This window comes from Oceanobacter antarcticus (assembly GCF_044962685.1).
GTDB lineage: Bacteria > Pseudomonadota > Gammaproteobacteria > Pseudomonadales > Oceanobacteraceae > Oceanobacter > Oceanobacter antarcticus.
In genome coordinates this window covers 36,346-63,122 of record NZ_JBBKTX010000007.1, presented here as the reverse complement: position 1 = coordinate 63,122, position 26,777 = coordinate 36,346, and the positions used below count along the sequence as shown (strand labels likewise).

The following is a 26,777-nucleotide window of genomic DNA, read 5'->3' as shown; positions in this document are numbered from 1 at the left end:
GCGTAAGGAACGTTATTCAGCATCCATCATCGGCCCGGGAAAAAATATTCGCGTCTTGTGACACCGGTGTACGTACATTGACGCATACCCGCCAGCAGGGCTTGTCGTTATGGTCTTGATTCATTAGGAAAGGCGATTTGGTCGCCGTGGGTAAATACAGGTTATGCCGCAACCGTCGCCGTACTCGAGTCGCCGAAGTTACAACCGTTGGGTAGCGAATCAGACGCTGGAAGACTTTGCGTTACGCTTCACCGCCAAAAATGCCCGGCGCTGGTCGGCGGCGCGGGTTTCCAACACCGCGTTGGGGGCCATTTCGTTTCTGGCGATGGAAGCGATTGGCGCTACGGTGACGCTGATGTACGGCTTTCACTCTGCGGTGGCGGCCATCATGATGGTGTCGGCGCTGATTTTTCTGACCTCCATTCCGATCAGTTATTACGCTGCCCGGTATGGGGTGGATATCGATCTGCTCAGCCGGGGTGCCGGGTTTGGCTATATTGGCTCGACCGTTACCTCGCTGATTTACGCCTCGTTCACGTTTATTTTTTTTGCGATCGAAGCGGCCATCATGGCGTCGGCGATGGACATGCTGTTTGGCATGCCACTGTGGGTCGGTTACCTGTTCAGCTCCTTGCTGGTGATCCCGTTGGTTACCCACGGCATCACCGTGATCAGCCGCTTTCAGTTGTGGAGTCAGCCGCTCTGGATCGTGCTGCAGGTACTGCCGTTTGTGTTTATTCTCTGGCAGGAATGGTCTGCGGCGACGGAGTGGGTGAACTATCCGGGCACTATGTCGGTGGCAGAGGATAGCCATCGCGATGGCAGCCATTTTAATCTGATGTTTTTTGGTGCGGCGTCGGCGGTGGTGTTTGCCTTGATCGCCCAGATTGGCGAGCAGGTCGACTTTCTGCGCTTTTTGCCCGAGCCAAAACCAAACCATCGACTGCGCTGGTGGCTGGCCTTGCTGGGCGGCGGGCCAGGCTGGATTGTGGTCGGTATGATGAAAATTCTGGCAGGCTCCTTTTTGGCGGTGCTGGCGGTGCGTTCCGGCATGTCGATTGCCGAGGCTTCTGACCCGACCCGTATTTATTACGTGGCTTTCGGTTACCTGACCCAATCACCGATGGCGAACCTGGCTCTGACCGGCCTGTTTGTGGTGCTGTGTCAGGTCAAGATCAATGTTACCAACGCGTATGCCGGTTCCATTGCCTGGTCGAATTTCTTTTCCCGCCTGACCCACAGCCACCCTGGCCGGGTGGTGTGGTTGGTCTTTAATGTGATCATCGCGCTGTTGCTGATGATGCTGGGGGTGTATGAATCGCTGGAGCGGATTCTGGGGATTTATGCCAACGTTGCGGTGGCCTGGGTCGGGGCGCTGGTTGCCGATCTGGTGATCAACAAGCCCTTGGGTTTGAGTCCCAAACACATTGAGTTCAAGCGGGCTTACCTGTACGACATCAATCCGGTGGGATTTGGTGCGATGGTGCTGGCATCGGTGATCGGGGTGATGAGTTTTATGGGGGTGTTTGGTGCTGTTGCCCAGGCGCTGTCGCCCTACATTGCGCTGGCAACGGCGCTGGTGGTGTCGCCGTTGATTGCAATGCTGACCCGTGGGCGTTTTTACCTGGCCCGTGAGGTGATTGTGCAGGACTCGGCGGTCTGTGAATGTGTGGTCTGCAACAACCATTTTGACTCGGAAGATATCGCCAGCTGTCCGTTGTATAAAGGCGCGATTTGCTCCTTGTGCTGCACGCTGGAATCCCGCTGCCACGACCTCTGCAAGGAAAACGCCCGCCTGAGTGACCAGATTCAGCAGTTGCTGGAAATTCTGCTGCCAACCTGGATGGTGGAGCGCATGAACCCGAGGTTGCTGCAGTTTTGCGGCTTGATGGCGATTATCGGCTTTATCGTGGGTGGGCTGTTCTGGATGGTATATGCCCAGATTCCCGCCTATGCCGAAGGACACTCATTACTCGCCGGTACTCTGATACAGGTGTATCTGCTGTTACTGATTATTATTGGTGTACTGATCTGGTTGTTTGTGCTGGCGAATGAGAGCCGGATGTTTGCCCTTAATGAATCCCAGCGCCAGACCGGATTATTGCAACAGGAGATTGCTGCACACGAAGTGACCGATCGCGCCCTGCAGCAATCCAAGGAACTGGCCGAAGCCGCCAACCGCGCCAAAAGCCGCTATCTGGGCGGCATCAGTCACGAGTTACGCAGCCCGCTGAACTCCATTATTGGCTATGCCCAATTGCTGGAAAAAGACACTACGCTGTCTGTTCGGCAACGGGACAAGGTGAAACTGATTCACCGTAGCGGTGACCATCTGGCCGATCTGATTGAAGGGCTGCTGGATATTTCCCGGATTGAAGCCGGTCGGCTGGAAATTCACCGTGACGAGTTTGATCTGCATCGTTTATTGGATGAGCTGGTGGATATGTTCCGGCTCCAGGCCGAAGACAAAGGCATTCGATTTATCTATAAGCCCGGCCCGTACCTGCCACACATTGTCCGTTCGGACGAAAAACATCTGCGCCAGATTCTGATCAACCTGCTCTCCAATGCCGTCAAATTTACTACGGTTGGTCAGGTTTCGTTAGCCATCAGCTACCGTAGCCAGGTGGCCGAATTTATGGTGACGGATACCGGCCCCGGCATCAGTGATTACGATATGCAGCGCATATTCCTGCCGTTTGAACGGATTCGTAAACCCGGTTTGCCACAGACGCCAGGGACGGGTCTTGGCTTGACCATCTCCCGTTTGCTGGCCGACATCATGGGGGGTGACATTCATGTGGACAGCCAGTCGGGCCGAGGGAGTGTGTTCCGTTTGTCGATGATGTTAGCCAGTGTGGCAACACCAGGGCCGGGGGTTGCGCCGGAGCGCAAGATTGTTGGTTACCAGGGCAGTGGGAAAACCTTGCTGGTGGTCGACGATGACGCCACCCATCGGGGGTTGATCAGTGAGATCCTGACGCCGGTGGGATTTGAGGTGCTGGAAGCAGAAGATGGCTACGCTTGTCAGCGGGTTTTACACCAGACCCATGTGGATCTGTTGCTGATGGATATCTCCATGCCGGGCATGACCGGTTGGCAGCTGCTGCGGCAATTACGTGATGAGGGTGTGAAAAGCCCCGTTGTGATGGTGTCAGCGGATGCGGAAGACCGTCAGTCCGCGCTGGCCCAGGGAGATGCCAGTGAGCAGGGCAAACGCCTGAATGATGGTTACCTGATCAAGCCGATCCGTGATCGCAAGCTGCTTGATCTGGTGGCCAGAGTATTGGATTTGCAATGGCAATATGAAGACGATGAGATTGCAGTGAACAACAAGACCGCCATCGGTAGCGATTGCGATATGACACGATCAGAAGCACGGGAACTGCTGGCGGCGGCTGAACTGGGCCATATTGCCGGTATGGAAGCCGTGCTCGCCGACATGGAACAGCGGCAAGCTGCTGCTGATGTACAGTGGCAGATACGTCACCATCTCTCGGCCTTCCGGTTCGATGAGCTCATCACACTGGCGAAAAAGGTGATCAACCATGAAACATAGTGCGACCCACACGTCTTCCGGAACCAGCACTCGTGGGGTGGTACTGATAGCAGACGATACCATCGAGTCGCTGGGTATGCTGAATGAAACACTCGTTCAGGCTGGCTATACCGTATTGGTCGCTATGGATGGTTTACAGGCCTTGGCTGTGGCCGAAAGAATGATGCCGGATCTGATTCTGATGGATGCCATCATGCCCAACATGGATGGCTTCGAAGCCTGTGAGGCACTCAAAAAAGACCCGGATCTGGAAGGTATTCCGGTGATCTTCATGACCGGATTGAGTGACAGTATCGATGTCGTGCGCGGGCTGGAAGCCGGAGGCGTGGATTATGTCACCAAGCCGGTCAATCTGGATGTGTTGCTGGCCCGAGTTCAGGTGCATATCACCAATGCGCGCAAGACACGCCGGGCAATCGGTTCCTTGAATGAGATTGGTCAGCCCACGTTTGCCTGCGATGTGCATGGGCAACTGTTGTGGTGTTCCAGTCGTACTATTGAAGTGCTGGCCAAAGCCGGGTTATCGGAGCATGACTTTCAGGAAGCAACCAGCGCCTTTCTGGCCTCGTGGTTTGCCAGCGCACCAGAACGATTCCAGCAAGTCAGGATTGAACAGACCAGCAGCCCATTGCTGGTGAAATTTCTGGGTTTACCCGCTCCCGGTGAATATTTATTGCGGCTGGTGGATGATGACGAAGTATCACTGCGGCAAACGCTGCGCGACCATTTTCAGCTAACGGTACGGGAGGCCGAAGTCTTGCTGTGGTTATCGCGTGGCAAAACCAATCAGGAAATCGGCCGGATTCTGTCCATGAGCCCTCGCACGGTTAACAAACACCTCGAAACCGTATTCCGCAAGATGGGGGTCGAGAATCGCACCTCTGCGGCGGCTCTCAGCCTGGGTTATCTGAGTCGGCTGTGACGCGCAGTTCAACAGCCTGCTAGACTCCGGACATTGAGCGAACACAGGAAACGACAAACATGAGTCAGCAAGACAATCTGGTATGGATGGATCTGGAAATGACCGGTCTGGAGCCAGAACGGGATGTGATTATCGAAATCGCGACCATCGTGACCGATGGTAATCTGAATCTGATTGCCGAAGGCCCGGTGATGGCGGTATATCAACCGGCTATCCTGCTGGACGCCATGGATGAGTGGAATACCCGCACCCATGGTAATTCCGGGCTGGTCGAACGGGTCAGCAACAGCACGATTACTTGTCGTGATGCGGAACAAAAGACGCTGGCGTTTCTCCGTCAGCACCTCAAGGCCGGTACGTCGCCGCTGTGTGGCAACAGCATTCATCAGGATCGCCGCTTTCTGGTCAAATACATGCCGGAGCTGGAAGCATTTTTCCATTATCGCAATCTTGACGTCAGCACCCTGAAAGAACTGGCCAAGCGCTGGAATCCAGCGGTGGTGTCTTCATTCAAAAAAGCCGGCAGCCATCAGGCTCTGGATGATATTCGTGAATCGATTGCCGAGCTGGCGCACTACCGTGAGCATTTTCTGCGCTTGCCAGAGTAATTTGCCAGAGTAATTATTGCGGGAATAAGCCCAGTCGCAGCCTGCCTCAGCGTTTCGGAACCTGTGATTGTCAGGCCAGTTTATTATGGCCCCCAGCGATTGGTATCCCATAACAGCCAGCTGGCAGGGTTTTGCTTGAGCTGGTTCGACAAGGACTGGTTGATGCGTTCGGTGAGTTGGCAAGCAGACGCCTGAATATGATCGTTGGCGGTTGGGTGTTCGGAGGTTAATGAGGCTTCAAAGATCTGCCGATAGTGGCCATTGGCTTCTCTTTGGGTATAGGTGGGTATCAGCGCCAGGTTATGGCGAAGGGCCATTTCTGCCGCGAATGTGGAGGTCCAGGCGGGTTGTCCGGCGAAGTCGAGCTGCTGGCCATTACGTCCTTTCTTGACCTTGATGTCGATCAGAATATGGGCGTTATCGCCGTTGCTCAGGTGGCCGATCAATTCGCTGATACGGGCGGTTGAAATCATCTTTGGCCCGACTCGAAAGCGGCGGTTAAAGGTCAGATAATCAAACCGTGTGTCGGCAAAATCCCGGTACAGCTCCCATGCCGGGAATCCCAGTTGCTCGATGATACGGCGGTTCATTTCCCAGTTATTGATATGACCGCTGACAAATAAAATACCTTGTTGGCGGTCTCTGGCATGTTGCAGGTTTTCCAATCCATCTATTTGGCTGCGTTGCCGTTCGTTGCCATCCATCGTGAGGGATTCTGTTGCGGTCAAGAGCAGGTTGGCGTAGTAGCGCTGGCGGATATGCTGGCGTTGTTCCACGCTGGCATCGGGAAATACGCGTTGCAGGTTGTCATCCAGATAGTGATTTTTTTTGGCCAGTAGCAGTCTGGTTAGACGGGCAATAATCGGCCCGGTAACAGAATAGTGACTGATGCGCTGTATCCGGGTTTGGCCTGTGGCTCTGATCAACCCAACCAGCAGTGAACCCAATAACCAGAGTAGTGGCCGCAGCAGATAGCGTTGGAGATGAGGTTTCATGGCGTGTTTATCCTGGCAGGCTGTTGCATGGCCGCCTCGGGCTTGTGTGTGCAGTCGTTGGTTAAATGGGTTCCAGCCCTTCTTCGAAGATCCAGCCCCGCTGGCGGCAAAAACGGAAGATACGGTTGACGATCGGATTGGCCCAGCCGTTGAGTATGCAGAAGTCGACGCCAAGATCCAGGTGATGGGAGTTGTGTTGTTCTTTGGTCATAAAAACCCCCAGTGTCTGCAGATAACGCGCCACGATGGGGATCTGTTTACGATGAGCGCAGCTGTGCGCGTATTGCGCCAGGGTCAGGGCACCGATAACCACCCAGAGAAAGAAAGATACCAGGCCGTCAATCCATCCAAGTGCGTGTAATAGCAGCAGCAGGCTGGTGCTGGGCAGGGTGATAAAATACATGGCAGGCAGGATCACCCGCAGGAAACTGCGGCGTCCCAGAGCACCGGGACTGAGATGGTGGACTTTGAAATCAAAGACGATGGTTTCCAGTGGCGAAATCTTTTTCATGGCGATCTGGCGCTTCTGTAAATAGTCTTGTGAGCCCTTGTTGCCCTGATAAAAATACAATTCCTTGAGCCCGGAATTGGGCGTGGTACGGCGATAGTCGAGAAAAAAATGAGTAATACCGGACAGGGTATCAGCACAGTAAATAGCCATGAGGCCCAGTGGAATCGCCCAGAATGATAGGGCACCGGATAATATGGCCGCGACCAGTAGACCCATATACAAGGCCAGGCACAGAGCTGCTGCACTGTAATGCAGGGTCTTGTTGCCTATAACGCCAACCATGGCCCCTGATTTGTTGGTCTTCAACATAGGCGGTGAGATCCTGGCAAGGGCATGGTTTTCCATGTGGATTGGACGAGACATGGCCATGGTATCGGGCAGGCTGGAATATTACAAACCGGCCGCTCAGGTAATCCGGCAGGTGGGATTCTGCGGGGTTACCTGAACAGACAGCACGCAAACATCACGCCGGTTGGCTGTCCTCTGCAACCTGCTGGATATTGGCCAGCCGTGCGACTTCGACGGCGTCGAGGAAGTCGTGGCCCCAGCGCTCAATGTCGTGGTGTTGGACAACATCAAAGGCGTCGCGTATGCGTGAGCGGGCTTCCGCTTCATCCATTATCAGTCCTTGCCAGGCGCTGTCGGCCAGTTCATGCGGCGAGTGGGGGTTGGTCAGCAAGGCACCACGCAGTTCGGCGGCAGCGCCTGCAAATTCCGACAACACCAGTACTCCGGCACCATCCACCATGCCCTGGGTGGCAACGTATTCCTTGGCGACCAGGTTAAGGCCATCGCGCAGTGGCGTAATCCACATAACATCTGCCATGGCGTAATAAGCGACCAGCTGTTCAAACGGCACTTTGCGGAAGAAGAACTGCAACGGTGTCCAGCCAATCTGGGCAAAGCGGCCATTGATGCGGCCGACGGCCTGTTCGATGTCGACTTGCAGTTCGGCATACACGGTCATTTCTGCCGCTGCCGGGACGCAGATGGTAACGAGAGTCACGTTACCAATAAGTTCCGGGTGTTCGTCCAGCAGGCGTTCAAAGGCATGTACTTTTTCCAGAATGCCTTTGGTGTAGTCGAGCCGTTCGACAGACAGTAATACCCGTGTCCCTTCCAGTTCTTGTTTCAGTTGCTGGATTTGCGCCTGGATTTCGGGGTTGTCGAGAGCGTGGCTGATGCGACCAAGATCGAGCCCGACCGGGTGTGCTCCGAGGTGAATGATGCGGCCACGCACTTCGATCACTGAGGTCATTTCCTCCAACCCGACGGCACAGCCGTAGGTCATGAAACGGGGTGCGCAGTTCTGTTTTTCCAGCACCTTGATGGGGGTGACGCCACGGGCGACGTCGACAAAATTTTCCGACTGGCGTGGAATATGGAAGCCGATAAAGTCGCACTGCAGCAGGCTGCCGATAATTTCACGACGCCATGGCACTACGTTAAAGACGTCAGCCGATGGAAAGTAGGTGTGGTGGAAAAAGGCGATGGTGACATCGGGGCGCAGTTCTCGCAGGAAAGCGGGCACCATCCAGAGGTTGTAGTCATGAATCCAGATAACGGCATTTTCTGCTGCCTCTGCGGCTGCCCGCTCGGCAAACAAGCGATTGACCTCAAGGTATACCAGCCAGTCTTCTTCAAGAAAGGTGGCTCGTTCCCAGAAGGTGTGAAGTGTGGGCCAGAAGGCTTCCTTGGAAAATTTCTTGTAAAAAATATCCACTTGATGGGTCGTCAGGGCAACGCGGGCGGCAACCAGTTTGGGGTATTTGACGATATCGACGGCGCTGCGGGTTCTGTAACCGGGAGTCGCTGGGTCAACCGTCGACCAGGCCACCCAGGAGCCGGGTTTGCCATCACCAAAAAAGCTCAGCAACGTCGGAATAATGCCGTTCGGCGAGGACGGTTGGCGCTCGACCATAACACCGTTTTCAACTTTTTCTTCAAACGGCAGGCGGTGATAAACCACCACCAGGTCGGATTTTCCGGTTTGCTGTTCTTCTCTGGATTCGGCTTCGACTCCGGCTTTACCAAGAAAACCAAAGTAATTGAAGGCTTCAAGAATACCACCGCAGCCATTTTTCTCCGCGTGGTAGACCATGGTGCTGCGTTCGGTTGCTTCCAGTAAACGGCTTTCGGAGCCGCCGACACAAACGGACGGGTAGTCGAGTGAAATCATCGCCAGGTCGTTCAGGCTGTCACCCGCGATCAGTACCTGATCCTGGCTCAGACCCAGCCATTCTGCCAGGCTGTCGAGGGTGGAACCCTTGTTGACGCCACGGGGCAACACATCCAGATACTGGTCTGAGGAATACAGTAAATCGCACCCGAGCTGGCTGACAGCGGTTTGCAATGCTGCGGAAACGCTGCCTTGTTCACAATAGTAGGAACAGCGGCGTTCCTGTGGCACGTCTTGGCGCTGCAGCTCGGTAAAGGCAGCCAGAGCATTGGTGACCGCCAGTTCGCCAGGCCAATTCTGTTCGATTTCGCCCTGTATATGGGTAATGGGTTGTAGCGTTTCTCCATCAACGATGGTGGCGCCGACATCGCAAATAATGTAATCGGGCTGTGGGATTGACGGGTCGGACAGCAGTGGCATCACCATTTCAATCCCGCGACCGGTAACAAAGGCTAGCCGAATATCCGGGTGATGATTAATCAGATGATAGAGCTGTTGTCGATCGTCCGGGTTGCCGGATAAAAAAGTACCATCAAGGTCTGTGGCGAGTAGCATCGTGCGTATTCTCCTTCCTGGGCTGGGTTCATCTTGAACGATGGGCGGCCCTGGTTGACAGGTCGTGATGTCTGCATGACTGACATCGGGTTAATTGGCTTCTGCAGCCATTGATACCGGAGCCTCGGCTCTGGCGGTGTGGAACATCCGGTCAGACTGCGCTTGTTCAAATGACTGGCAAGGTGACGGTGTTCCTGAATGTATTTCCCTCCGGCTACGTTTCCTTTTGTTGCCTTAGGCCATGTTACGTTGTTCGGGTGGCTATCAGCCGTATCGGTCGGGTGATGATGGTGACTCGGGCGGCTCATCACGTTCTGGGCTCTGCGCCATATCTATATCTTCTTCGGGTCCTTCTTCCGGCAGCATTTCCAGCGCTGTAGGGGTTGTTCGTACCATGGGTACAAACGGCGCTGCCGATTCAATCTCATCCGCCTGGGTTTGTGGTCGCTGCAGGGCATAAAAGGCGTAGGCAGCAATCAGTGCATGGGCCAGCATAAAAAACAGCAGCAGGGCCAGCGGTCCAGTGAACTCCATCAGTGTACCAGCAATCGCCGGTCCGGCAGCGGCACCCATTCCATGTAGTAATAACAAGGCGCTACCAGCAGGCAATATATCACCGGTTTCCAGATGGTCGACCAGGTGGGCAACAGATACCGGGTAGATGGCAAACGCTGCGCCTCCCCAAATGGCCATCAATAGCAATACCAGCCAGTAGCTGGACGGTAACAGGAACAGCAGTAACGCCACGGCTGCTCCGGCAGCGGCGGTGATGCCAAGCACCCGGCGGCGGTCATGCCGATCCGAGTAACGCCCCAGTGGATATTGGCATATGGCACCGCCAATAATGGTGGCCGACATCAGCATTGCGACCTGGCCGCTGTCAAAACCGATACGCTGGCCAAATACTGGCGTCAGCCCCCAGAAAGCGCCCATGGCAATGCCAGACAGGGCGCCTCCGGCAACGGCAACGGGAGCCAGTTTGACCAGTTTTCGCAGCGAGAAACGTTTGACCTCGGCTACAGATGGTTGGGCCAGACGCGTCCAGGTAATGGGCACCAGGCTGATACATACGAGCATGGCGGCCAGCGCGAAGAGGGTAAAGTTGGCCGGACTGTCGAGCTGTAACAGTTGCTGGGCCAAGGCCAATGAGCCGAGGTTGACGGCCATATAAATCGCAAACACCTGGCCACGTTGTTGTGGCGGCGTCTGGTTATTGAGCCAGCTTTCAATAATGGTGTACAAAATGACCAGTACCGCACCGGTCACAATCCGCAGCAGGATCCAGGCGACCGGATTAACCAGCAGGCTGTGTAGCAGCACAACGGCAGCGGCAATGGCGGCGCAGAGCGCAAAAGCCCGAATATGGCCAATACGCCGCAGTATGGGCAGGCCAATATAAAAGCCGACAAAGAAGCCAGCAAAATAACCGGAGCTGATATAGCCAATCAGACTGTCGCTGTAACCCTCCATGCCACCACGCAGAGCCAGCAAGGTGTTCAGTAAACCGCTACCAAACAGTAATAGCGACACCCCGAGCAACAGTGAGCCAACAGGAACAATCAGTGGCAGCATAGCGTCCCCCTTTTTGTTGCCGTTTTACCGGTTACCGGCGTTTGATAAACAGTGGAAGTAATCATGTCCCTTTTTTTACCTCTTCCACCAGTATGCCAGGCCTGTGGGCGTAACCATGGCGTTCCATTGTGTCGTGGTGGTTGACTCGTTGTTGGTGTCGTTATTGCTGCGTTCAATGTGACCTTGAAGGGCGCATTGATCACTGTCCGGTCTTGCACGCCAAACCACACTCCTCATGTCTTGTTCTGAAGCCAACGGGCTCTCAGCAGATCCGATTGGCCAATTGAGAACGCCCCCTAGGATGGCCTCAAAACGGGTCATATTGCGAATATTGACCACAATGCGCAGTTGAAGGGATGGTTCTATCCTGAAAACAAGTCAGTGGCAAACGGCAGTATGCGCTGTTTGTCGGTGGTCGCCTCATTGTGAGTTTTTTGTTTTACATAGGCTCTTGCGACTGCCGTGGATTACCGCTGTCTGTGTTGCTTCGCTGCTTTGGCCACAATGCCGCTGTGATCCAACTGGATGCCGTGTCCAAACCCGATTTACAAGAGCGTTTATCGAATACTATTCGGCAGCGGATTAAATAGATGATCCCTGATGTTTACTACATTCGGTCGGCGGTGCCAGGCAACATTTGTTGGGCATATCGTATTGGGCATATCGTATTGGGCATATCGTATTGGGCATATCGTATTGGGCAGATCGTTATTGTTTTGGGTGGCTGGAAAAACAAACGCCAAACGGCAGCCAGTGTTACGCGCAACGGACTTTATGGTCTCGTGACCTGGATTCTGGCTATGCCTGAGATTATGCCTGAGATTATGCCTGAGCTAGCGTCTGGAAGGCCGGGTTAGCGGGTGACCAGTTTGTATATCCGGTGTGTTACCGAAGCCAGGATAGTATTGCCAACATTGGGTCAGATTGTTAAACGATCGTTTGTTTTTTTGGTTGTCATCTATCTGTAAGCCATTGAAAATAGGAAAAATTACTACTGTGTCTTCAACGACATCCATTCTTCCACAAGAGTGCAGTCCTGCATGAGTACTTCGAATCTGGCGTTGGAGCTGATCGACATTCACAAATCTTATGGCGACCTGCAAGTGCTGAAGGGCGTTACGCTGCAAGCCAGAAAAGGGGATGTGATCTCGATTCTTGGATCCAGCGGATCAGGCAAAAGCACCTTGCTGCGTTGTATCAATTTGTTGGAAAAACCCAGTCAGGGCGAAATTGTTATTGGCGACGAACAATTAATGTTGAAGCCGGGTAAAAATGGCGAGCTGGAAGCGACCAGTAGCAAGCAGCTGGAAAAGCTGCGTTCCCGGCTCGGGTTTGTCTTTCAGCAGTTTAACCTCTGGCCGCACATGACCATTTTGCAGAACCTTATCGAAGCTCCAGTGCATGTGCTGGGGGTGCCCAAAGCAGAAGCCATTCAGCGCGCGCGTAAATTACTCGCCAAGGTGGGGTTGGCCGACAAGGAAAATGCCTATCCGGCGCATTTGTCCGGCGGCCAGCAGCAGCGCGTTGCGATTGCCCGTACGTTGGCAATGGAACCTCGGGTACTGTTGTTTGATGAACCAACGTCGGCACTCGACCCTGAACTGGTGAATGAAGTGCTGGCGGTCATGCGCGAATTGGCCGAAGAGGGCCGCACTATGCTGATTGTGACTCACGAAATGCGTTTTGCCCGTGAAGTATCCAGCCAGGTGGTGTTTTTGCATCAGGGTCAAATAGAAGAGATCGGCACGCCCGAACAGGTGTTCGATCAGCCAAAATCCCAGCGAGTGAAAGATTTTATGGCCAGCCATCAATCCTGATGAGCGGTGATGAGCAGTGCGGCTGCCGCTGCTGCTATTTTCAGTACCCCTTGATCTTATAAACCACGAGGAAAGAGAACGATGCGTAAGGTAATGACGACTGCCTGTTTGTTGGTATCCTGCCTGACGGCTCCGCTGGCGTTGGCGGGTGACAAAATCCGTATTGCGACAGAAGGTGCCTATGCGCCGTTTAATATGACCGATAATCAGGGCAACTTGATCGGTTTTGACGTCGATATCGCCAAGGCCCTGTGTACTGAAATGAAAGCCGACTGCGAGATTGTGGCACAGGACTGGGACGGTATTATTCCGGGTCTGCGGGCACGCAAGTACGACGCCATTATCGCCTCCATGTCGATCACCGACGAACGTTTGCGAGTGGTGGATTTCAGCGAAAAGTACTACGCCAACGTACTGGCGTTTGTCGGGCCAAAAGGCAAACCACTGGAAACCAGCAAGGCCGGTTTGAAAGGCAAGGTAATTGGTGCCCAGCGGGCGACCATTGCCGGTCAGTATCTGGAAGACAACTTTAGCGATATTGTTGATGTGAAGCTCTACGACACCCAGGACAACGCTTATCTCGATCTGGCTAACGGCCGTCTGGACGGCATTATGTCGGACAAATTCCCGGCCTATGACTGGTTGCGTACCGACGATGGCAAAAGCTTTGAATTCAAAGGCGCTGACCTCGACATCGATGACCATATTGCCATTGCGGTACGTAAGGGTGATGCACTCGCGGCCAAGTTTAGCGCGGCAATCAAGGCCATTCGTGCCAACGGCAAGTACGCCGAGATTAACGCCAAGTACTTCCCGTTTGATATTTACTGACGTTGGTTGCCGGAGCCAGAATCTGGCTCCGGCACTGTTGCAGATTTCAGTCCCCGGATTACGGTAGCCATCGCTATGGATTTACAAGGGTATGGCCAACTGCTGTTAAGTGGCTTGTGGGTCACCATTCAGCTGGCGTTGGCCAGTGTCTTTTTCGGTTTGATCATTGGTCTGTGTGGTGCCACCGCACGCTTGTCTTCGTCGCCGGTGGCCCGTGCGATTGCCACCACCTATACCACGGTGGTGCGGGGTATTCCGGAACTGCTGTTGGTACTGACGCTGTATTTTGGCGGTTCACAGTTATTGATGTGGATCGCCAGCCTGTTTGGCTATGACGAATATATTGATGTTGGCCAGTTTGCCGCAGCGGTTGCGGCGCTGGCGATCGCTTTTGGTGCTTACTCCACTGAAGTGTTCCGCATGGCGATGATGGATTTGCCCAAAGGCCAGTGGGAATCGGCCCAGGCGATGGGCATGACGCCATTAAAAACCTTTGTTCGTATCATTATGCCGCAGGTCTGGCGGCTGGCGATTCCGGGGTTGGGCAACCTGTTTCAGGTGTTACTGAAAGATACTGCGCTGGTGTCGGTGGTGGGTCTGAACGAACTGATGCGGCAGGCCTCAGTTGGGGCTGCCAATACCAAGCAACCGTTTGATTTTTATCTGGCAGCGGCGCTGTTGTACTTGTTACTGACGGTGGTGACGACCTTGCTGACTGGCTATCTCGAACGTCGTAGCAAACCGGAACTGAGAGGAAGCCGCGCATGAGCTGGGAGTGGGGGGTTATCTGGGAGTATTTCCCCAGGCTGTTACAAGGCGCCTGGCTGACTCTGGAGTTGGTGGCGGTTTCTGGTCTGCTGGGGTTGTTGCTGGCGGTGCCCTTGGCACTGATGCGAGCGTCGGCCAATCCGGCGATTAATGCCTTTCCGTACGCTTATATATTTTTCTTTCGTGGTACACCGCTGCTGGTGCAGATATTCCTGATTTATTACGGTGCGTCGCAATTTGATGCAGTGAAAGAGTCTTTGCTCTGGCCGATTCTGCGCGAACCCTACTGGTGTGCCATTATCGCCTTTTCAATGAACACAGCAGCTTATGCCGCCGAGTTGATACGGGCCGCGATTCAGGCGATTCCAAAAGGTGAAATAGAAGTCTCGCTGGCGCTGGGGATGAGTAAACTGACCATGATTCGGCGGATTGTTTTGCCCCGTGCTGCTGGCATTGTACTGCCAGGTTACAGCAATGAAGTACTGCTGATGCTGAAGAGCAGCGCGCTGGCTTCCACCATCACCTTGTTGGATCTGACCGGTATGGCCCGTACCATTATTGCTCGAACCTATACCCCGTTAGAGATGTTTTTTGCAGCTGGTATGGTGTACCTGGCAATGGCTGCGGTGCTGATTCTGATGTTTCGACTGCTGGAACGACGGTTGAACCGATACCAGTTTGCCAAACGGCCGATGTAACTTGATACAACCGGTTTTGATGGTTGTATAGCCGGTAGGTTGCTGGTGATGTTCAGGCGGGGAATGAGTGAGAATGGAAAGAACATCGGCCGACTGTTCAGCCCGACTGCTGGGCTAATGCCCAATCAATATGTTGTTGTACCAGCGCACTGACCTGCGGGCGTTTGTGTTCCAGCGCGGCGACCACGTCCAGACTGGCGGGAGCATTGCCCAACGCCACGGCAATATTACGTTGCCAGTTTTCATAGCCGGTTCGGCGAATCGGCATGCCTTCGGTTTTTTGCAGAAAAGTATGCTCGTCCCACTGAAACAGCTCCAGCAGCGTTGCTTTGTCGAGCTGGTGGCGGGGGGTGAAATCGGTTTCTGTGGTCGGTTTGCTGAAGCGATTCCACGGACAGCCAATCTGGCAGTCATCGCAACCAAAAATGCGATTGCCCATGCCTTTGCGCAGTTCAACCGGAATGGGGCCATCCAGTTCAATGGTGAGGTAGGAAATACAGCGTCGGGCGTCCAGTACATGGGGGCCAACAAAGGCCTGGGTAGGGCAGATCTCCAGACAGGCAGTACAACGACCGCAGTGGTCTTGTTGGTAAGGCGCATCCATGGGTAATGGCAGATTGGTGAGCAACTCACCGAGAAAAAAATACGACCCGGCCTGGCGATTGATTAACATGGTATTTTTGCCAATCCAGCCGAGTCCGGCCTTGTTGGCCAGAGCGCGTTCCAGTATCGGGGCGCTATCCACAAACGCCCGAAATCCCAGCTGTTCGACTTCGGTCGCCAGTTTCTGGCCGAGTTGGGTTAAACGTTTGCGGATTAACTTGTGGTAGTCCCTTCCCAGTGCATAGCGTGAGACATACGCCCTGTCCGGATTGCGAAGTTGGCTTATCAGATCAATGTGTGGTGCCAGGTAATCCATCCTGACGCTGATCACCCTGAGCGTGCCAGGCAGTAGTGCATCGGGTTTCCAGCGCATATCACCGTGGTCTGCCATGTAGTGCATCGAGCCGTGATAGCCCTGTTTCAGCCATTCTTGCAGACGTTCTCCATGTTCATTCAGCTCGATATTGGTAACACCGACTTGCTGGAACCCAAGCTCGTTTCCCCAGTCTGTTAGCTGTTGGCGCAGTCTGGCCATGGCAGCGGGTGGAATTAATTGCAGTTCGTCGGACATGGTTTCGCTTAGTAGGGAGAGACTGTTTATAATTCAGTCATTTTATCACAGCCACAGATAGCACCTGGTGTTAATCTTGGAACACATACTCATGCTTGACAGTCGCCGAGCCAGCCCTGACCGTGGTCAGGAGCAACGGCGTTGTTCTATTTTCAGGAATCAGGGATGAAACGACCAAACAGCATTGTGGATCACCTGCCCGGAGCGCTATACAGCGCCGAGCAAGTGCGTGAACTGGATCAGGCGGCCATTACTTTCGAGGGTATTCGGACCTTTGAACTGATGGCGCGTGCCGGAGAGGCTGCGTTTGCCTGTCTGCTCGGACGTTGGGGTTACACCGAGTCCGTTTGTGTAATGGCAGGGGCCGGGAATAACGGTGGTGATGGTTACGTACTGGCCGCCTTGGCCGCTCTGCATGGCATGAGCGTCAGCTTGTATACACTGGGGAATCATGAGCAGGTTTCTGCTGCTACTGCAGAAGCGGCTCAACTGGCGCTGGATGCCGGCGTCATTCCCCAGGTGTTTGAGGGCGAGCTGGATTTTGATGGCGAGCTGATTGTGGATGCACTGTTTGGCACTGGCCTGAATGCTACAGTTGCCGGTGTGTATGCCGACGCCATCTGGGCAATCAATGCCCACCCGGCTGACGTCTTGTCGCTGGATATTCCATCCGGCCTGGATGCCAATACCGGTTGCGTGCTGGGTGTTGCAGTGCGTGCTGATATGACGGTGACCTTTGTCGGTACCAAGCGAGGCTTGCTGGTCGCTGATGGCCCCGATCTGTGTGGTGAAATTGCTTTCGCGGCTCTGTCTACTGAGGCTGCAGCCGCCGGTCGACTGATTCCCGATTGCGAACGCATCAGCTGGCATCGGTTGCAGCAGCTTGGCCAGTTATTACCCGTACGTACCGGTAACTCCCATAAAGGGCATTTTGGGCATGTGCTGGTGGTGGGTGGCGATCAGGGAATGGTGGGTGCCGTTACCATGGCCGCCGAAGCGGCCGGACGCACCGGTGCGGGCCTGGTCAGCTGTGCTACCCGACCAGAACACAGTGTCGCTGTACTGGCGCGCCGCCCGGAAGTGATGGTGCATGGCGTATCTTCCGGGCTTGAACTGACCGGGCTGCTCGACAGTGCCAGCGTGCTGGCGGTTGGCCCTGGTATGGGACAAAGCAGCTGGTCCGAATTGATGTTACAGCAGGTGTTAAACAGCGAGAAGCCGCTGGTGCTGGATGCCGATGGATTGAATCTGTTGGCAACGCCAGCCTGGTTCCACGAATTCTCTGAACGTAACGTCGTGCTGACGCCACATCCGGGAGAAGCCGCCCGACTGCTGGGACTGGATACTATCGAGATCCAGCAGAATCGCTTCGTCGCGGCGAGAGCCCTGGCGGAGAAGTATCAAGCGGTTGTGGTATTGAAAGGGCGGGGAACTCTTATAGCTCGTCCGGATGGTCGTGTCGCGGTGTGTACTGATGGTAATTCCGGTATGGCTACGGGCGGAATGGGCGATGTTCTAACCGGCGTGATCGCCGCGCTGATGGCCCAGGGCAGTGATGCCTGGCACGCTGCGCGCTTGGGGGTTTGTTTGCATAGTGCAGCAGCCGATCTGGCGGCAGCAGAAGGTGGCAGTCGTGGCTTGCTGGCAACCGATGTGTTCCCTTATCTCCGGGCATTGAATAACGAGAGTTGAGACCCCTGGCATCATCGCCTCGCCTGGTTTTACTGCCAGTGATGAACCGGTTGCCTTTGATAGTCAGACTCCTGCATTCCGCCGCGAGGTACATCTCTCTTCCATTGGGAATCGGCTGTCGGGCTGATACACTTGCCCACTTTCCGATACCAGAAACATCTTTCCTGAACGAGTTAATGATCGCCGTGACCGATTGCCTCCCTCCTGCCAAAATGATCCTTACCCGCGAGCTGCACGGTGAGCGGGCGACGTTGCAACTGGCTGCTCAGCTGGCACCGCTTGTTGTTAATGGCGGGCTGATTTTTTTGCAGGGTACGCTGGGAGCGGGTAAAACTGCGTTTTGTCGTGGTCTGATTCAGGCACTGGGGCATGCCGGGGCGGTTAAAAGTCCGACTTACACCCTGGTCGAGGACTATCAGCTGGACAGTTGCCAGGTGTGCCATTTTGATCTCTATCGCCTGGGCGACCCGGAAGAACTGGAATTTATGGGCATTCGTGATTATCTGTCGGATCAGGCGCTGTGCCTGATCGAATGGCCTGACAAGGGACGAGGCGTATTGCCTGCTGCGGATATGGAAATTCACTTTGACGATCTGGGCGAGTCCCGTCGTCTGCAGTTGCTGGCATTGTCCGACCGGGCGGTTGTCTGGCTGGCGGCGCTAGAGCAAGGGGATGTTGGATGACGTTGTCCCGTGCCGCAAAAGCAACTCCGGTTGGGGCGAAAAAGTCAGTACTCTGGCATGTCTGTTTGTGGCTGGCTTTTGGTGGCAGCGTTATTGCCAATGCTGATGTCCGCGATATCCGGGTATGGCAGTCGCCGGAAAGTACCCGACTGGTGTTTGATTTGACCGAGCCTTCCGAGCACAAGATTTTTCCGCTCAGCTCTCCCAGTCGTGTTGTGATTGATCTGACGGATGCTGAAATGTTGCTGGATACCGCTGCGATCGATCTGGAAGGGACGGCGGTTGCGAGTATTCGCACCGGTCACCCCAGTAAAAAAGTATTGCGGATTGTACTCGATCTGAATGAAACGCTGAATCCGAGCAGTTTCCCGTTACCGCCGAATGAGGTCTATTCCAGCCATCGACTGGTGATTGATTTGAAACGGCCGGAAACCACCCAGTCGTTATCGCCGGTAAAACCGGTTAAAAAGGCCGATACGCCGGAATCTCGCAGGCGGGACATTATTGTTGCCATTGATGCTGGCCATGGTGGGGAAGACCCAGGTGCTTCAGGTGCACGCCGTACCAAGGAAAAACACGTGGTGCTGGCCATCGCCAAGGAATTGCAGGCGCTGTTGAAGCAGGAAGCGGGTTTTACCCCCTTTATGGTACGCACCGGCGATTATTATATTGGCTTGCGGGAACGGACTGAAAAAGCCCGGGCCGCCAATGCTGACTTTCTGGTTTCAATTCATGCCGATGCGTTTAAACAATCCAGTGCCAACGGCAGTTCGGTGTATGTGTTGTCCGATCGGGGCGCGACCAGCGAGACCGCCCGCTGGCTGGCGGACAAGGAAAACGACGCCGACCTGATTGGCGGGATCTCGCTGGAAGACAAGGACGATCATTTGAGAATGACGTTGCTGGATCTGTCGATGACGTATCAGCGTAATTCCAGCAAGCGTATTGGAGCCGACATCCTTGGACATATGGATAAAATATCTCATTTGCACAAGCGTCAGGTGGAAGAAGCGGCGTTTGTGGTGTTGAAAGCACCGGACATGCCAGCCTTGCTGGTTGAAACCGGATTTATTTCCAACCCGGAAGAAGAACGCAAGCTGAATACGCGCAGTTATCAGCAGAAAATGGCAGCGGCCATTTTTAATGGCATCAAGGACTATTTCAGTGATCATCCGCCCAGTGGCACCTTGCTGGAGGCGGAGCGTCGCCGTAATCAGGATGGCGCTGACCATTGGCACTCCTATGTCATTCGTAGTGGTGATACCCTGTCGGACATTGCCGTTCAGAATGGTGTAGCCTTGAACGAGTTGCGCCGTATCAACGGTCTGAGCGATGATCAGATTCGTATTGGTCAAACCATCAAAATCCCCAGCTCCTGAAGAACTCATGCCCAATATTCATCTGCTTTCTCCTCGCCTGGCCAACCAGATTGCTGCCGGGGAGGTGGTGGAACGTCCTGCCAATATCGTCAAGGAACTGGTTGAAAACGCGCTGGACGCGGGTGCAACCCGCATTGACGTGGACGCCGAGCAAGGCGGAATCAAGTTGTTACGGGTGCGTGATAATGGCTGCGGTATCGAAAAAGACGATCTGCCGCTGGCGTTGAGCCGCCATGCCACCAGTAAGATTAATACTCTTGATGATCTGGAAGCCGTGATTACCATGGGGTTTCGGGGCGAGGCGCTGGCGTCTATCAGCTCGGTTTCCCGACTGACCCTGACGTCGCGTTATCATGAGGCCACGGATGCCTGGCAGGTGAGTGCCGAAGGTCGTGATATGGTGACCAGTGTCTCCCCGGCGGCGCACCCGGAAGGGACAACACTGGAAGTGCGAGACCTGTTTTTTAATACTCCGGCCCGGCGCAAATTTCTGCGTACCGAAAAAACCGAATTCTCCCACCTTGAAGAACATCTGAAGAAACTGGCGCTGAGTCGTTACGACGTGGCGTTTTGTTTGCGTCATAACAATCGCGTCATCCATCAGCTACGTGTTGCCAGCCGGGGTATCGAACAGGAACGCCGGGTAGCGGCGATCTTGTCACCGCAGTTTATCGATAACGCCCTGCATGTGGATACCGAGGCGGCGGGTTTGTCGCTGTCTGGCTGGGTGGCGTTGCCGACCTTTTCGCGCTCGCAGGCGGATATGCAATATTTTTACGTCAATGGGCGTGCTGTGCGTGACCGGTTGGTCGTCCATGCGATCAAACAAGCCTACCGTGATGTGCTGTTTCATGGTCGCCATCCGGCCTTTGTGCTCTACCTGACGCTGGATCCAAAACTGGTGGATGTGAATGTGCATCCGACCAAGCACGAAGTGCGGTTTCGTGATGGTCGGCTGGTGCATGATTTTCTGTTTCGAACCTTGCACCGGGTACTGGCGGATGTGCGTCCGTCCGATCAATTGCCGCCGACCAATGCCGATGCGCTGGGAGCAGGGATGGCGGATGGCAAGCCAACGGTTGCGAGTGACGGTGTCTTGCATCCGGCCAGACAGTCGCTGCCGGTGACGGGTCAGGCAACGGGAGAATTTACCGGTCAGGAGCGTTTACCCTGGCAGGCCCAGGCCAGCAGCAGGGCTGCGATTGGCAATCAGGCGCAGCCATTTGGCCAGCGCCCCTCTGGTAATCAGGTTGCCGACCAACTCAGCGCTTATCAGGCCATGAGCCAACCACTACCGTTGTCTGGACAGCCCGCCGTAATGCCAGCAACCGATGACGGTGATATGCCACCGCTCGGTCTGGCTATTGCTCAATTGCACGGTATTTATATTTTGGCGCAGAACACCGTCGGGCTGGTGCTGGTTGATATGCATGCGGCCCACGAACGGATTACCTATGAGCGTTTGAAGCTGGCCGTCGATCAACAACAGGTCGTCAGCCAGCCCTTGCTGGTGCCGGAGACCCTCGCCGTCAGTGAACGCGAAGCGGATATGGCCGAGCAGCATGCCGAAGAGTTCCGCCAACTCGGGGTTGAGCTGGCCCGTGTTGGGCCGGAGTCATTGTTGATTCGACAAATTCCGGTGCTGCTGCAGCAGGCCGTGGTGCCGCAGCTGGTGACCGATATGTTGGGCGATCTGCTGGAACATGGCACTTCTGACCGGATTCAGGCACATCGCAACGAAATTCTGTCGACCATGGCCTGTCATGGTTCGGTGCGGGCCAATCGTAAACTGACGATTGCCGAAATGAACGCTCTGTTGCGTGATATGGAGGCGACGGAGCGCAGTGGTCAATGTAATCATGGCCGCCCGACCTGGACCCAGCTCAGTATGACTGAACTCGACAAACTGTTTCTGAGGGGGCGCTAGTGAGCCAATCCCGTTTGCCGCCGGCTATTTTTTTGATGGGGCCAACTGCGTCTGGCAAGACGGCGCTGGCGCTGGCGCTGGCGAATCGCTATCCGTGTGACATTATCAGTGTCGACTCGGCGCTGGTGTATCGCGATATGGATATTGGTACGGCCAAGCCTGACGCTGCCATGCTGGCCCAGGCGCCTCATCGGCTGATTAATTTGTGTGATCCGGCAGAGTCCTATTCCGCTGCTACCTTTCGCGAGGATGCCTTGCGTGAGATGGCGGAGATCAGCGCCCGAGGCCGTATTCCACTGCTGGTGGGTGGCACCATGATGTATTTCAAATTCCTGCGTGATGGTGCTGCGGACTTGCCCCAGGCCGATGAGTCGGTGCGCAGCCAGTTGCTGGCCGAAGCCGAAACCCAAGGCTGGCCGTGGATGCATGAGCGTCTGGCAGAAGTGGATCCGGCCGCAGCCGCGCGTTTGCAACCGATGGATCAGCAACGGATCCAGCGGGCGCTGGAAGTGTATCGGGTATCCGGCAAAACCCTGACCGAGTACTGGGCTGAACAACAAACGGAACCGCTGCCGTATCAGCTGGTCAACCTTGCGGTTTGCCCGACAGACCGGGCGCTATTGCACCAGCGTATCGCCTGGCGTTTTGAACAGATGCTGCAGCAAGGTTTTGTTGATGAAGTACGGCGCTTGTACCAGCGCGGCGATTTACACACCGGCCTGCCCTCCATCAGGGCAGTCGGCTATCGCCAGGTATGGGAATACCTTGATGGACTGTATGATTACGACAGTATGAGAGAACGCGGCATTATTGCCACGCGTCAGCTGGCCAAACGGCAGATCACCTGGTTGCGCAGCTGGCCTGATTTACACTGGCTTGAGACAGATTCACCGGATCTGTTGACAAGTGCCTTGAAAATACTTGAGGCGAACGCCATATTTAGCGAGTTGCCCTGAAAAAGCAGCGGACTGGGTTTATTCTATTTTTTTTGCCGCCGTATATTGGGGGCACCACTCTTTGAGGAGACTACAACAATGTCAAAAGGGCACTCGCTACAAGACCCTTACCTAAATCAGCTCAGGAAAGAGCGTATTCCGGTATCCATCTTTCTGGTTAATGGAATCAAGTTGCAAGGGCAGATCGAATCGTTTGATCAATTTGTAATTTTGCTGAAAAACACCGTCAGCCAAATGGTTTACAAACACGCCATCTCAACCGTTGTGCCATCCCGTAACGTGCGGATGCAGCCAATGGAAACCGGTGACGAATCCGGCGACGATAACTGACAGGATTGGGAGTAGCGTCTAATTGTTTTTTGAGCGCCCACAGAACGGCGGCGAGACAGCCGTTCTGGTGCATATCGATTTCCCGGAAGGCGTCAATCGTGAAGACGTTGCCGAATTTCGGGAGCTCGTGATCTCCGCCGGAGCTGATCCGGTCGAACTGGTTACCAGCAAACGTGATGTGCCAGATGCCAAATTTTTTATTGGCAGCGGCAAGGTTGAGGAAATTCATGACCTCGTGCATTTGCACGACTGCGAACTGGTGATCTTCAATCACTCTCTTTCCCCCAGTCAGGAGCGCAATCTTGAACGCACCCTGAAGTGCCGTGTGCTTGATCGCACCGGTCTTATTCTGGATATTTTTGCCCAGCGAGCCCGTACTCACGAGGGTAAGCTGCAGGTTGAGTTGGCACAGCTGCAATACCAGTCAACCCGGCTGATTCGCGGCTGGACTCACCTTGAGCGGCAAAAAGGGGGAATAGGCATGCGCGGGCCGGGTGAAACCCAGCTCGAAACCGACCGGCGGCTGCTGCGTGAGCGGGTGAAAAACATCCATGCCCGGCTGGCCAAGGTGCGTGCCCAACGGCAACAGGGCAGGCGAGCACGACAGCGTTCATCGATTCCGACGGTGGCTATTGTGGGTTACACCAACGCGGGCAAGTCGACCTTGTTTAACGCTCTGACCAGTGCCGAAGTGTATGCTGCCAACCAGCTGTTTGCGACTCTGGATCCGACCTTGCGTCGCCTGCCGGTGGATGACATCGGCGAAGTGGTATTGGCCGATACGGTGGGTTTTATCCGTCATTTGCCTCATAAGCTGGTAGACGCTTTTCAGGCGACCTTACAAGAGGCCGCAGAGGCTGATTTGCTGCTGCATGTTGTCGATTGTGCGGCAGCCGAGCGGGATGGCAACATCGCCGAGGTTGAGTCCGTATTGGCAGAAATTGACGCCAGCGATGTGCCACAATTGCGTGTCTACAACAAGATTGATTTGTTGGAGCGGGGCGAGGCACGTATTGATCGCGACGAACATGGGCAGCCAGAAGCCATCTGGCTATCGGCGGTTGAACGTAACGGTTTCGAGCTGTTAACCCGGGCGATTGGTGAATTGCTGGGTAAAGAACTACTGGACGAAGACATTCTGCTAACCCCGGCGGATGCCAAACTGCGTGCCATACTGTACGGGCTGGGTGCTATCCAGCGCGAACAGCATGAAGATAATGGCGATATACGGTTGTCGGTGCGCTTGCAGGTCGAGGACTTTAAACGTGCATTGGCACGGGCGGACATCGCCGAATCCCGGTTTTTGCCAGAAATTCGTGAAGCCTGGCAGTAACCAGCAACGGCTTTGGTCGCAATCCTGGCCAAAATCGTTATCATTGTACGACTGAATTTTCTGAACGGGCCCGAATGTCACTCCCTGTGGGGAGCGGCGAGTAAGGCCCGGTTTTTATGTATTGGATGCTTCCTGATTGGAGTTAACTATGGCCTGGAATGAGCCCGGCGGTAAGGGCAATCCCAACGATCCCTGGGGTAACAACAACCGCGGTAACAACAACCGCGGCGGCGGCGGTCAGCCACCCGATCTGGACGAGGCACTCAAACAGCTGCTTGACAAGCTCAACAGCATGTTTGGTGGCAAGGGGTCTGGCGGCGGTAATAACAAGGACAACGGCAGTGGCGGTTTTGGCGGGCTGTTCGCGATCGCCGGTGCCATTCTGATTGTCTTGCTGGGATTTAACTCGGTCTATACGCTGGATGAAACCGAGCGTGGTGTGGTGCTGCGCCTGGGTGAGTACAGTGCGACAGAAAATCCCGGTTTGCGTTTCAAAATTCCAATGGTAGATCAGGTTATCCCGGTCAACACCACGGGTGTTCGTGAAGTGGAAGTCAAGGAACGCATGCTGACTGAAGACGAAAATATCGTCGAAATTGAGCTCAGCGTGCAGTACCGCGTATCCGATCCGGTTGCGTATGCCCTGCGGGTTGAATCCCCAGAGCGTACACTGGTGGCTGCTGCTGAAAGTGCCCTGCGTCATGAAGTAGGTTCGACAGAAATGGATCAGATTTTGACGGTTGGTCGTAATCTGCTGGCCGATCAGGTGCAGCTCCGGCTGCAGGATTATCTCGATCGCTATCAGACCGGTATGGTGCTGAATACAGTCAACATCAAGGATGCCCGTCCACCTTCACAGGTGAAAGCATCGTTTGATGATGTGCAAAAAGCGAAGCAGGACAAGGATCGTTTTATCAGCGAATCCGAAGCCTATGCCAACTCGGTGGTTCCTGAAGCTCGTGGTCGTGCCCAGCGTCAGCTGGAAGAAGCCTCGGCCTATAAAGAACAGGTTATTGCTCGTGCCGAAGGTCAGGCTGCCCGCTTTAACGATCTGCTGGCGGAATACCGCAAGGCTCCCAAAGTTATGCGTGAGCGTTTGTATATTGATGCCATTTCAGATGTGTATACCCAGTCCAGCAAGGTGTTGGTCGATGTTGATGGTGGCAACAACATGATGTATCTGCCACTGGATCAGCTGATGAAGGCGATGCCCTCATCGCAGGCGGCATCGGGTAGTGGTCAGCTGACCAGCAGCGATATTTCCCGCCTTACCGATCAGGTGCTGGAAGAAGTACGCTCACGTCAAAGCTCCACTACTACTACAACCCGTCGGGAGGGTCGTTAATGTCTCCGAAAGCCTTTGCCAGTGCCGTGATTGTGGGTGCTGTCCTGCTGCTTGCCAGTCAGGGTTTGTACGTGGTTAACGAAACCGAACGTGCCATCAAACTGAAATTCCGGGAAATTGTCGATGCTGACATTCAGCCCGGCTTACACTGGAAAGTACCGTTTATTGAAACTGTCAAACTGTTTGATGCCCGTGTGTTGACGCTTGATTCCAGCCCTGCCCGTTTTCTGACTGCGGGTAAAAAGTACGTCATTGTTGATGCTTTCGCCAAATGGCGCATCAAGGATGTGCGGGCTTACTATCAGGCAACATCCGGCAACCGGATGGAAGCATCGAAATTACTCTCTAACCTGATGAACAAGGGTCTGCGCGACGAAATCGCTGCTCGCACCATGCATGATGTGGTATCTGGCGAGCGTGATGAGCTGATGACCAAACTGACCGGCTTGCTGAACACCGAAACCCAGTCGGAATTGGGGATTGAAGTGCTGGATGTTCGGGTCAAGGCGATTGATTTGCCCGACGACTTGAGCGAATCGGTCTATCAGCGGATGTCGGCGGAACGTGAGCGTGAAGCGCGTGAGCATCGTTCCCAGGGACGTGAGCTGGCAGAAGGTATCCAGGCCGACGCCGATCGTCAGAAGACCGTGATTGTAGCGGAAGCCTATCGGGATGCGGAACGGACTCGTGGTGAAGGGGATGCAGAAGCTTCTCGCATCTATAATGCCGCGTTCAGCAAGGATCCTGAGTTCTACGCCTTTACTCGTAGCCTGACAGCCTACACCGAGACGTTTAACCAGAACGATGTGATTTTGCTCAAGCCTGACAGTGAGTTTTTCCGTTACCTCAAAGACCCTTCCGGTAACTGAAAGTCTGTGGATAGCCGCTGCGGGGTACGGATTCATGGCCATCATCGCGCAGCTTTGCTAAAATCACCAAAACC

At 54.6% G+C, this 26,777-nt stretch carries 21 protein-coding genes; 16 read left to right on the top strand and 5 right to left on the bottom strand.

The features are described from left to right. Window positions 1-163: 163 nt before the first annotated feature. The 3 genes from WG929_RS07205 to orn are packed head-to-tail and all read left to right on the top strand — an operon-like array spanning window position 164 to window position 5,089. Entirely contained in the window at window positions 164-3,559 is a 3,396-nt protein-coding gene (locus WG929_RS07205; protein WP_416205500.1) for a hybrid sensor histidine kinase/response regulator, read from the top strand. Then, window positions 3,549-4,481 carry a response regulator gene (locus WG929_RS07200; RefSeq protein ID WP_369856837.1) on the top strand — a complete coding sequence of 311 codons (933 nt, stop codon included), beginning with the start codon at window positions 3,549-3,551 and terminating at the stop codon, window positions 4,479-4,481. Before WG929_RS07205 ends, WG929_RS07200 begins: the two co-directional genes overlap by 11 nt. Before the next feature lie 59 nt (window positions 4,482-4,540). Further along, entirely contained in the window at window positions 4,541-5,089 is a 549-nt protein-coding gene (orn, locus tag WG929_RS07195) for an oligoribonuclease (RefSeq protein ID WP_369856838.1), read from the top strand. Window positions 5,090-5,172: 83 nt separating this feature from the next. On the opposite strand, the gene WG929_RS07190 is transcribed toward orn, so the two are convergent. The 4 genes from WG929_RS07190 to WG929_RS07175 form a co-directional block, all read right to left on the bottom strand. Further along, on the bottom strand, window positions 5,173-6,084 hold the full coding sequence (locus WG929_RS07190; protein WP_369856839.1) for a lysophospholipid acyltransferase family protein: 912 nt from the start codon (window positions 6,082-6,084) through the stop codon (window positions 5,173-5,175). Window positions 6,085-6,145: 61 nt separating this feature from the next. Next, the gene (locus WG929_RS07185; RefSeq protein WP_369856840.1) at window positions 6,146-6,904 is read right to left on the bottom strand and encodes a fatty acid desaturase CarF family protein; all 759 of its coding nucleotides are present in this window, start codon (window positions 6,902-6,904) and stop codon (window positions 6,146-6,148) included. Window positions 6,905-7,058: 154 nt separating this feature from the next. Further along, on the bottom strand, window positions 7,059-9,329 hold the full coding sequence (gene ggpS, locus WG929_RS07180; RefSeq protein ID WP_416205499.1) for a glucosylglycerol-phosphate synthase: 2,271 nt from the start codon (window positions 9,327-9,329) through the stop codon (window positions 7,059-7,061). Window positions 9,330-9,593: 264 nt separating this feature from the next. Beyond that, on the bottom strand, window positions 9,594-10,901 hold the full coding sequence (locus tag WG929_RS07175) for an MFS transporter (RefSeq protein ID WP_416205498.1): 1,308 nt from the start codon (window positions 10,899-10,901) through the stop codon (window positions 9,594-9,596). Between the two features lie 1,040 nt (window positions 10,902-11,941). On the opposite strand from WG929_RS07175, the gene WG929_RS07170 reads away from it, so the two are divergent. From WG929_RS07170 to WG929_RS07155, 4 genes are all read left to right on the top strand, one after another. Further along, window positions 11,942-12,718, top strand: a complete 777-nt coding sequence (locus WG929_RS07170; RefSeq protein ID WP_369856843.1) for an ABC transporter ATP-binding protein — start codon at window positions 11,942-11,944, stop codon at window positions 12,716-12,718. A gap of 81 nt (window positions 12,719-12,799) precedes the next feature. Beyond that, window positions 12,800-13,549 (top strand): ABC transporter substrate-binding protein, encoded by a 750-nt coding sequence (locus WG929_RS07165; protein ID WP_416205497.1) that lies wholly within the window; start codon window positions 12,800-12,802, stop codon window positions 13,547-13,549. A gap of 75 nt (window positions 13,550-13,624) precedes the next feature. Then, on the top strand, window positions 13,625-14,317 hold the full coding sequence (locus WG929_RS07160; protein ID WP_369856845.1) for an ABC transporter permease: 693 nt from the start codon (window positions 13,625-13,627) through the stop codon (window positions 14,315-14,317). Further along, a complete protein-coding gene (locus tag WG929_RS07155; RefSeq protein ID WP_369856846.1) occupies window positions 14,314-15,015 on the top strand; it encodes an ABC transporter permease in 702 nt (233 codons plus the stop codon). The genes WG929_RS07160 and WG929_RS07155 overlap by 4 nt, the downstream gene beginning before the upstream one ends. 97 nt (window positions 15,016-15,112) lie before the next feature. Here WG929_RS07155 and queG read toward each other — a convergent pair whose 3' ends face one another. Next, on the bottom strand, window positions 15,113-16,189 hold the full coding sequence (queG, locus tag WG929_RS07150) for a tRNA epoxyqueuosine(34) reductase QueG (protein WP_416205496.1): 1,077 nt from the start codon (window positions 16,187-16,189) through the stop codon (window positions 15,113-15,115). A 165-nt stretch (window positions 16,190-16,354) separates the two neighbouring features. Between queG and WG929_RS07145 the strand changes: the two genes are divergently transcribed. The 9 genes from WG929_RS07145 to hflC all read left to right on the top strand — a co-directional run bounded on the left by WG929_RS07145 (window position 16,355) and on the right by hflC (window position 26,703). Continuing rightward, a complete protein-coding gene (locus WG929_RS07145; protein WP_416205495.1) occupies window positions 16,355-17,881 on the top strand; it encodes an NAD(P)H-hydrate dehydratase in 1,527 nt (508 codons plus the stop codon). Between the two features lie 185 nt (window positions 17,882-18,066). After that, on the top strand, window positions 18,067-18,564 hold the full coding sequence (tsaE, locus tag WG929_RS07140) for a tRNA (adenosine(37)-N6)-threonylcarbamoyltransferase complex ATPase subunit type 1 TsaE (protein ID WP_416205494.1): 498 nt from the start codon (window positions 18,067-18,069) through the stop codon (window positions 18,562-18,564). Beyond that, window positions 18,561-19,943, top strand: coding sequence for an N-acetylmuramoyl-L-alanine amidase (locus tag WG929_RS07135; protein WP_416205493.1), 1,383 nt, complete (start codon window positions 18,561-18,563; stop codon window positions 19,941-19,943). Before tsaE ends, WG929_RS07135 begins: the two co-directional genes overlap by 4 nt. Window positions 19,944-19,950: 7 nt before the next feature. Then, window positions 19,951-21,870, top strand: a complete 1,920-nt coding sequence (gene mutL, locus WG929_RS07130; protein WP_416205492.1) for a DNA mismatch repair endonuclease MutL — start codon at window positions 19,951-19,953, stop codon at window positions 21,868-21,870. Between the two features lie 35 nt (window positions 21,871-21,905). Then, the gene (gene miaA / locus WG929_RS07125) at window positions 21,906-22,826 is read left to right on the top strand and encodes a tRNA (adenosine(37)-N6)-dimethylallyltransferase MiaA (protein ID WP_416205594.1); all 921 of its coding nucleotides are present in this window, start codon (window positions 21,906-21,908) and stop codon (window positions 22,824-22,826) included. 78 nt (window positions 22,827-22,904) lie between these two features. Further along, on the top strand, window positions 22,905-23,156 hold the full coding sequence (hfq, locus tag WG929_RS07120) for an RNA chaperone Hfq (RefSeq protein ID WP_303433210.1): 252 nt from the start codon (window positions 22,905-22,907) through the stop codon (window positions 23,154-23,156). Between the two features lie 22 nt (window positions 23,157-23,178). Next, window positions 23,179-24,489 carry a ribosome rescue GTPase HflX gene (gene hflX / locus WG929_RS07115; RefSeq protein WP_416205491.1) on the top strand — a complete coding sequence of 437 codons (1,311 nt, stop codon included), beginning with the start codon at window positions 23,179-23,181 and terminating at the stop codon, window positions 24,487-24,489. A 148-nt stretch (window positions 24,490-24,637) separates the two neighbouring features. Then, window positions 24,638-25,834 carry an FtsH protease activity modulator HflK gene (gene hflK / locus WG929_RS07110; protein ID WP_416205490.1) on the top strand — a complete coding sequence of 399 codons (1,197 nt, stop codon included), beginning with the start codon at window positions 24,638-24,640 and terminating at the stop codon, window positions 25,832-25,834. After that, on the top strand, window positions 25,834-26,703 hold the full coding sequence (gene hflC / locus WG929_RS07105) for a protease modulator HflC (RefSeq protein WP_416205489.1): 870 nt from the start codon (window positions 25,834-25,836) through the stop codon (window positions 26,701-26,703). Before hflK ends, hflC begins: the two co-directional genes overlap by 1 nt. Window positions 26,704-26,777: the final 74 nt, after the last annotated feature.

Coding starts and splice junctions, on each gene's coding strand:
- hflK (WP_416205490.1), top strand. CDS start 24,638: ATGGCCTGGAATGAGCCCGGCGGTAAGGGCAATCCCAACGATCCCTGG.
- WG929_RS07190 (WP_369856839.1), bottom strand. CDS start 6,084: ATGAAACCTCATCTCCAACGCTATCTGCTGCGGCCACTACTCTGGTTA.
- WG929_RS07185 (WP_369856840.1), bottom strand. CDS start 6,904: ATGTTGAAGACCAACAAATCAGGGGCCATGGTTGGCGTTATAGGCAAC.
- WG929_RS07155 (WP_369856846.1), top strand. CDS start 14,314: ATGAGCTGGGAGTGGGGGGTTATCTGGGAGTATTTCCCCAGGCTGTTA.
- WG929_RS07145 (WP_416205495.1), top strand. CDS start 16,355: ATGAAACGACCAAACAGCATTGTGGATCACCTGCCCGGAGCGCTATAC.
- ggpS (WP_416205499.1), bottom strand. CDS start 9,329: ATGCTACTCGCCACAGACCTTGATGGTACTTTTTTATCCGGCAACCCG.
- hfq (WP_303433210.1), top strand. CDS start 22,905: ATGTCAAAAGGGCACTCGCTACAAGACCCTTACCTAAATCAGCTCAGG.
- WG929_RS07165 (WP_416205497.1), top strand. CDS start 12,800: ATGCGTAAGGTAATGACGACTGCCTGTTTGTTGGTATCCTGCCTGACG.
- queG (WP_416205496.1), bottom strand. CDS start 16,189: ATGTCCGACGAACTGCAATTAATTCCACCCGCTGCCATGGCCAGACTG.
- WG929_RS07175 (WP_416205498.1), bottom strand. CDS start 10,901: ATGCTGCCACTGATTGTTCCTGTTGGCTCACTGTTGCTCGGGGTGTCG.
- WG929_RS07170 (WP_369856843.1), top strand. CDS start 11,942: ATGAGTACTTCGAATCTGGCGTTGGAGCTGATCGACATTCACAAATCT.
- WG929_RS07135 (WP_416205493.1), top strand. CDS start 18,561: ATGACGTTGTCCCGTGCCGCAAAAGCAACTCCGGTTGGGGCGAAAAAG.
- miaA (WP_416205594.1), top strand. CDS start 21,906: ATGGGGCCAACTGCGTCTGGCAAGACGGCGCTGGCGCTGGCGCTGGCG.
- mutL (WP_416205492.1), top strand. CDS start 19,951: ATGCCCAATATTCATCTGCTTTCTCCTCGCCTGGCCAACCAGATTGCT.
- orn (WP_369856838.1), top strand. CDS start 4,541: ATGAGTCAGCAAGACAATCTGGTATGGATGGATCTGGAAATGACCGGT.
- hflC (WP_416205489.1), top strand. CDS start 25,834: ATGTCTCCGAAAGCCTTTGCCAGTGCCGTGATTGTGGGTGCTGTCCTG.
- WG929_RS07160 (WP_369856845.1), top strand. CDS start 13,625: ATGGATTTACAAGGGTATGGCCAACTGCTGTTAAGTGGCTTGTGGGTC.
- WG929_RS07205 (WP_416205500.1), top strand. CDS start 164: ATGCCGCAACCGTCGCCGTACTCGAGTCGCCGAAGTTACAACCGTTGG.
- WG929_RS07200 (WP_369856837.1), top strand. CDS start 3,549: ATGAAACATAGTGCGACCCACACGTCTTCCGGAACCAGCACTCGTGGG.